This window comes from Paenibacillus curdlanolyticus YK9 (assembly GCF_000179615.1).
GTDB classification, from domain to species: domain Bacteria; phylum Bacillota; class Bacilli; order Paenibacillales; family Paenibacillaceae; genus Paenibacillus_T; species Paenibacillus_T curdlanolyticus.
Genome location: NZ_AEDD01000018.1, coordinates 21006 through 27177 on the forward strand (window position 1 = coordinate 21006; position 6172 = coordinate 27177).

Sequence of the window (6172 nt, forward strand, 5' to 3'; positions counted from 1 at the left end):
CGTCCGGGTCGCCGTGTTGCGAACCGGCCGCGTTACATGATTGTCTCACAAGCTGAGCGCCTGCTCTTACGTGCAGCATGCTGCTTTCTACTTTCTGCGTTCCGCAGGCTTGCTTCTCAACACGCTCGGTTAAGCCTCTGCCAGCGCCTCCAGCTGCTGCCGCTCGAATTGCTCCTTGTACCAGCCGCCAAGCTCCAGCAGCTGCTCATGCGTGCCTTCCTCGGTCACCCGGCCGCCATCAAGCACCAGAATCCAATCCGCGTGCTGTACGGCCGACAGCCGATGCGTCGTAATAAGCGTGGTCTTGCCTGCGCGTTCCGTACGGATGCCCTCGATAATTTCCGCCTCCGTGCGTGCATCGACAGCGGACAGCGCATCATCCAGCATAAGAATTTCCGGATTGGCGATGAGTGCCCGCGCTATGCTGACCCGTTGCTTCTGTCCGCCGGACAGCGCAACCCCCTTCTCGCCGACTAGCGTCTCCAGTCCGTCGGGCAAGAACAAAACATCCTTCGCGAACGAAGCCCGCTCCAGCGCGCGCTGAAGATCCGCTTCCTCCGCCTCGGCTTTCCCGAACAAGATATTCTCGCGAATCGAGCGGGAGAACAGAATCGGCTGCTGCGGCACATAGCCCACCCAGCCTAACATCCGGTCAACGGCAATCTGCTCCATTGGCGTTTCCGAGACAGCTATCGTCCCCGTTCCGAGCGGGTATTCCCGCAGCAGCTGGCGCAGCAGCGTCGTCTTGCCGCTGCCGGTCCGACCAACGATGCCTAGCGTTTGGCCGTGATTCAGCTTGAAGGATACCGATTCAAGATTATCCACTGCCGAGGAAGGGTAGCGGAACGTCACGTTATCGAAAACAATCGAATCCGGCGCTGCAACCGGCTCCAGCCTCTCGCCGTCCGCCACGTCCGGATCGTAGGCCAGCGTCTCCGTCACACGGTCGAGGGACGCATTGCCCCGCTGCATCACGTTGATAAGCTCGCCTATTGCGAACATCGGCCAGATCAGCATGCCAAGGAAAATATTGAACGAGACGAGCTCGCCTAGCGTAATTTCGCTATGGAAAACCAAATATCCGCCATAGCATAAACCGATCAAGTAACTAAGTCCGATCAAAATCTTGTTCGTCGGCTCGAACAGCGCATCGACGCGCGACACCTCAATGTTGCGGGCCAGCACTTCCTCCGTCTTCTGCTGGAACCGGCTGCGATCGGCCTCCTCCTGCACATAAGCGCGGACTACGCGGACGCCGGCAACCGATTCGAGCACTTGGTCGTTCAGTTCGCCGAACGCATCCTGCGCTTTCATGAACCGATCATGGATGCGGCTGCCGAAGTACTTCAACGCCAGCGCCAGCAGCGGCAGCGGCAGAAGAGCCGCCAGCGTCAGCTTCCAGCTGATGAGCATCACCATCATGAACAAAATCGTGAGCATGAACAAGGTCGAGTCGACCAGCGTCAATATGCCGAACCCCGCCGTAGTCGAGATCGCGCCCAGATCATTCGTTGCTCGCGCCATCAGATCGCCCGTCCGGTTCCGCTCATAGAACGTCGGAGTCATGCGCAAAAAATGCTTCATCAGCCGCGTTCGAAGCAGCCGTTCCAGCAGAATTGCGCCTCCGAACAGCTGATACATCCACACATACGTCATGACATAACAAACGACCGTCAAGCCGATCCATGCCGCGATTACCGTATAGAACGAGCTATCGCTCAGCCGCCCCTGCTGGATGCCGTCGATCGTATAGCCGAGCAGCTTAGGCGGAATCACTTCCAGGAAGCCGACGATCGTTAGCAAAATAATAGCAATCACGTAGCGTTTCCGGTATTCTCGGAAAAACCAGCTTAGCTTTCGCAATACAGTTAACATAGGGATAAATCCATCCTTTCCTTGCCGTTCCATCCGATCCGCAAGCGCCAACATAAACACGAAAGGCGCACCGCCCCATTGTGCGATACGCCTTCTCTCCGCCTGCAACGAACACCAGTTCGTAGTCAGCGGTGCAAAAAAGGCGCACAATTACGAAACGTAATCATGCGCCACGGTAGATGCGAGTGTCTAAGCTTAGCCCCGTGCGGATGGATTACGTTTCATTAAACCAAAGTTCATTCCATTAGTCATATGATGCGTATGATTAATCATGTCGTAATCCTCCTTTCGGTTAGTAAAAGCTATTTGCAACTTTACCATCGTTAATATTTGGTGTCAATGGACTTTTTTGATCTGCGAGCGGGCGTCCTTGAGAAAACCCCTCTACCGTTGGGAGCGTTTACTTCCGCTAAATATTTTGGTCAATAGCGGATTCACGACCTCCGACAGCACGAGTCCGATCGCGATTGCACCGGACAACATGAACGCTTTGGCGGCGAGCGGAAGCGAGTCGTCGTACCGATTTTCCACGACGCTGCGCATCGCATCATACGCGACGCCACCGGGCACGAGCGGGATAATGCCTGCTACGCTGTACACGATAACTGGCGTACGATACAAGCGCGCCATCAGCTGGGCGATGACCGTCACGGCCAGCGATGCAGCCAGCGTAGCCGGTACGGCGTCGATTTGAGCATCAAGCAATACGTAAATGATCCAGCCGATCATGCCCGCAAGGCCGCAGTGCACGAGCGTCCGCCTCGGGACATGGAACAGGATGCCGAACGCCGCCGACGCCACGAAGCTTGCTGACGCTTGTCCCGCAAGCGACAGCAGCTGATCCGAGCCGACTTGAAGCAGCTCTGCCATCACGATTGCCATCATCCATCGCCTCCCCGCTTCATTTTTACTAAATCAATAAACCGACAGGACGAATGCGATGCCCGTGCCGATCGCGAATGCTGTCAGGAAGGCTTCGGCCCCTTTGGATAAGCCCGATACAAGATGCCCGGCAATCAGGTCGCGTACCGCGTTGGTCAGCAGGAGGCCGGGCACGAGCGGCATCACAGAGCCGATAATAATCCGATCCAGCTCCTGTCCAAGATCGGTTCGGACGAACAAATAGGAAAGCGTGCCGACGACAACGGAAGCCAGAAACTCCGCGAACAGCTTGACCGGCACGACGCGATGGAACAGCAGCATTGCCGCGAAGCCGCAGCCACCTGCCGCGAACGCTGGCAGGAAGTCGGCGAGCGTTCCTTGGAACATAAGCAGGAAACAGCCGCTCGCGAGCGCCGCTGCCGCTATTTGCAGCCATGTCCGGTACTCGGGCTTCCCGGCTTCCACCTTGCGAAGCAGCTCGCACGCCTCATGCGGGGATAGCTCTCCTCTTCCGATCTGTCTGGAAATATCGTTGACGAGCGTTATTTTATGCAGGTCCGTCGACCGTTCCAAAATGCGAATAAGCCGCGTTACCGGCGCGGCGCCATCTATCGCGAACAAGATTCCGGTAGGCGTGACGAAGCTGTGGGAATTCGGCTTTCCATAGGCGGCAGCAATACGCATCATCGTGTCCTCCACGCGATACGTTTCACCGCCGTTTTGCATCATGATTTTGCCTGCCAGCAGGCAGACCTCCGTGATCCGATCAAGCGTATGCTGCTGCTCCGCTGGTTCCATCCCGACTCCTCCTCGCCAATAGCTGCCGCGTGCAATGCGGCATGGTGCTATACAGCGCGATGCTATTGCTTCGCTTCCGCCTCGCTTATCGCTTCAGCTCCAGCGCTATTCCGTGCTGCCTCGCTGCGCAAATACCGCGCTTCTATCCGCTTCATGATGACGAGCGACAGCGCTACGAACAGCACAACGTACAGCAGCAGCGCCGGCTGCCGATAATACTTACCCACATCATGGCCCACCAGCGATACCGCGAACACCATCACGGCTTTGCCTGAGCCGACCGCAAGCAGGAATGAGCGAAATCGCATGCGCGCGATTGCCGCGGCGATGTTCACGACCACGAACGGGCCGACGGGAAAAATGCTTAACACGAACACGTAGCTAAACGCGTTGCGCCGTACCCACTGCAGCCCTTTTTGCACTTTTTTGCGCTGTGCGTATCGCTCCAAAAACGGGTGTCCGGCGACCCGCCGCGCGATCGCGAACGTGACGAGACAGCCCGCCACCAACCCCAGCCACGAGTAAAGAAAACCAAGCCACAAGCCGTAAACAGCCGCGTTAACTCCTACGATCACAAGCGTCGGCAGCGGCGGCACGAACGACTTCATGAACGTCAGCGCAATGCCCGGCAGCGGCCCGAACGACCGATATTGCTCCAGCAGCTCGAGCAGCCTGTGCTCATCTGTTATCGTTTGCACCCAATCCGATATCCCCATCCCAGCAACCTACTTTCCTCTCAAGAAGCCGCTCCAGACCGATTGCCCAGACGTAATTCCCAACCCTTGATTGCGGCTCTATTTTCTCCTGCTGACTAACAGTTTATGTAAAATCAAAACTACACCCGTCCCGCGCAGCGTCGAAACGCCGCCCGCGTCTCATCTCGCTGGCCCAGCAGCTGCTCCTTCGTCCATGACCCGCTTGCAGCTGCGAGCTCCTGCTCGATTTGCCGCAGCATCCAAAGCGAGCACACAGCCGAGAATAGGCTGTACTCGCGCAGGAATGACTCCCGCTTCTTCGGCACGAGTCCCTCGGCTGCTTGCTCCCAATAAGCTGTGAGCAGCCGTTCCTGCTCAGCATCGCCTACATAGCGTGGAAACAGCGGATGCGCCATATCGATCGCATGATACAGATCCCAATAGGGGCTGTTCCGGTGCACATGCCCCCATCCCACGACGCGGAGCCTTCCGGTACTAGCGGAATTGTTAGCATCGCCGTCAACTAACCCAAAGTTGCCCGCATGCAAATCGCCGTGGCATAGGGCATAAACGATTACTGGCGGCTCCTGCTTCATCGCCTCAACCACCCGCAAGACCAGCGATTCCGCTACTCCGAAAACAAGCGGTTCATCGCTTGCTCCAGCGTCCTTGCCCCTTTCTGCAGGTACCGCGGAACCTCGCCAGCTCCAGCCCAGCTCCGTTAGCAAATCGGCTGCTTGCTCGACATAGTCAGGCAGCTGACCACGCTCAGGACCTAACGCCAAATCGCCAGTCGGCAGCGCGTGCCAGCGGGCCATTTGCCCGATCAGCTCGAGCAAAGCCTGCTCCGAAACCGTATGGTTCAACTCGCCCACGTCCTCATATACGAGCCACGCACGCTGCGTTTCGGCAGAAGGCTCCGCGCCTGCATCCGCTAGCCCATGCGCAATCAGCTGAGGATACAGCAAGCCCGATGCTGCTGATAACACGGGCAGCACTCGCTCGTACACACCCGCCTCCCTTGCCGCTTGCGAAGTATCTGTCGTCGCCTTCCATACGACACGCTCGCCGGACAGCAAATAAAGCCGCTCCACCCGGCTTCCGCCCTGTCCGCTGTTCAGCAGCTTTCTTCCCGCAAGGCGGTCTTCGCGAACCGTGCCATCCGCGGCGATGTAATCTATTGTGCTCGGCACCGTTGCCATGAGCCTCACCCGTTCCTCTGTGATATGCCCCTATTGTAGCACAAGCACGCAGCTGTGTTGGATACTTCGCTGGGCGGGCTGGCCCCAGCGCACCTTAAATAGGGCAGATTGGTATGCCCTATTCACTCGGCTGGCCCGCATTCAGCCCAATAGGGCAGATTCCTATGCCCTATTCACTCCGCTGGCCCGCATTCAGCCCAATAGGGCAGATTCCTATGCCCTATTCACTCCGCTGGCCCGCATTCAGCCCAATAGGGCAGATTCCTATGCCCTATTCACTCCGCTAGCCTGCGTTCAGCCTAATAGGGCAGATTCCTATGCCCTATTCACTCCGCTGGCCCGCGTTCAGCCCAATAGGGCAGACTCCTATGCCCTATTCACTCGGCTGGCCTGCATTCAGCCCAATAGGGCAGATTCCTATGCCCTATTCACTCCGCTGGTCTGCGTTCAGCCCAATAGGGCAGATTTCTATGCCCTATTCACTCGGCTGGCCCGCATTCAGCCCAATAGGGCAGATTCCTATGCCCTATTCACTCCGCTGGCCTGCGTTCAGCCCAATAGGGCAGATTTCTATGCCCTATTCACTCCGCTGGCCCGCATTCAGCCCAATAGGGCAGATTTCTATGCCCTATTCACTCCGCTGGCCCGCGTTCAGCCCAATAGGGCAGATTTCTATGCCCTATTCACTCCGCTGGCCCGCATTCAGCCCAATAGGGCAGA

General features: G+C 57.5%; 5 protein-coding genes. All 5 read right to left on the bottom strand.

What is annotated here, in order from left to right; genetic code table 11:
- Nucleotides 1–129: 129 nt before the first annotated feature.
- The 5 genes from PAECUDRAFT_RS23945 to PAECUDRAFT_RS23965 all read right to left on the bottom strand — a co-directional run bounded on the left by PAECUDRAFT_RS23945 (nucleotide 130) and on the right by PAECUDRAFT_RS23965 (nucleotide 5452).
- A complete protein-coding gene (locus tag PAECUDRAFT_RS23945; RefSeq protein WP_040714227.1) occupies nucleotides 130–1875 on the bottom strand; it encodes an ABC transporter ATP-binding protein in 1746 nt (581 codons plus the stop codon).
- Between the two features lie 384 nt (nucleotides 1876–2259).
- Entirely contained in the window at nucleotides 2260–2760 is a 501-nt protein-coding gene (locus tag PAECUDRAFT_RS23950; RefSeq protein WP_006040760.1) for a threonine/serine exporter family protein, read from the bottom strand.
- A 30-nt stretch (nucleotides 2761–2790) separates the two neighbouring features.
- The gene (locus tag PAECUDRAFT_RS23955; RefSeq protein WP_006040761.1) at nucleotides 2791–3555 is read right to left on the bottom strand and encodes a threonine/serine exporter family protein; all 765 of its coding nucleotides are present in this window, start codon (nucleotides 3553–3555) and stop codon (nucleotides 2791–2793) included.
- 62 nt (nucleotides 3556–3617) lie between these two features.
- On the bottom strand, nucleotides 3618–4271 hold the full coding sequence (locus PAECUDRAFT_RS23960) for a TVP38/TMEM64 family protein (RefSeq protein WP_006040762.1): 654 nt from the start codon (nucleotides 4269–4271) through the stop codon (nucleotides 3618–3620).
- Nucleotides 4272–4390: 119 nt separating this feature from the next.
- Nucleotides 4391–5452, bottom strand: coding sequence for a phosphotransferase (locus PAECUDRAFT_RS23965; RefSeq protein ID WP_040714214.1), 1062 nt, complete (start codon nucleotides 5450–5452; stop codon nucleotides 4391–4393).
- Between the last annotated feature and the right edge of the window lie 720 nt (nucleotides 5453–6172).

Coding starts and splice junctions, on each gene's coding strand:
- PAECUDRAFT_RS23950 (WP_006040760.1), bottom strand. CDS start 2,760: ATGATGGCAATCGTGATGGCAGAGCTGCTTCAAGTCGGCTCGGATCAG.
- PAECUDRAFT_RS23955 (WP_006040761.1), bottom strand. CDS start 3,555: ATGGAACCAGCGGAGCAGCAGCATACGCTTGATCGGATCACGGAGGTC.
- PAECUDRAFT_RS23945 (WP_040714227.1), bottom strand. CDS start 1,875: ATGTTAACTGTATTGCGAAAGCTAAGCTGGTTTTTCCGAGAATACCGG.
- PAECUDRAFT_RS23960 (WP_006040762.1), bottom strand. CDS start 4,271: ATGGGGATATCGGATTGGGTGCAAACGATAACAGATGAGCACAGGCTG.
- PAECUDRAFT_RS23965 (WP_040714214.1), bottom strand. CDS start 5,452: ATGGCAACGGTGCCGAGCACAATAGATTACATCGCCGCGGATGGCACG.